Raw genomic sequence first — 515 nt, forward strand, 5'->3', positions numbered from 1 at the left:
GAATGCCACAGCTTCGGCGGTGTACTTGAGCCCCGCTACATTGTCGGCGCGGAATCACTTGACCAGTGAGCTATTACGCACTCTTTAAAGGGTGGCTGCTTCTAAGCCAACCTCCTGGTTGTCACAGCAACTCCACATCCTTTCCCACTTAGCACACGCTTAGGGGCCTTAGCTGGTGATCTGGGCTGTTTCCCTCTCGACTACGAAGCTTATCCCCCGCAGTCTCACTGCCACGCTCTCACTTACCGGCATTCGGAGTTTGGCTGACGTCAGTAACCTTGTAGGGCCCATTAGCCATCCAGTAGCTCTACCTCCGGCAAGAAACACGCGACGCTGCACCTAAATGCATTTCGGGGAGAACCAGCTATCACGGAGTTTGATTGGCCTTTCACCCCTACCCACAGCTCATCCCCTCAGTTTTCAACCTAAGTGGGTTCGGTCCTCCACGCGGTCTTACCCGCGCTTCAACCTGGCCATGGGTAGATCACTCCGCTTCGGGTCTAGAGCATGCGACT

General features: G+C 55.3%; 1 rRNA gene. It reads right to left on the reverse strand.

The features are described 5' to 3' along the window. A 23S ribosomal RNA gene (locus tag QSK18_RS35705) occupies window positions 1-515 on the reverse strand; the annotation flags it as partial.

This window comes from Kineosporia sp. NBRC 101677 (assembly GCF_030269265.1).
Taxonomy (GTDB): domain Bacteria; phylum Actinomycetota; class Actinomycetes; order Actinomycetales; family Kineosporiaceae; genus Kineosporia; species Kineosporia rhizophila.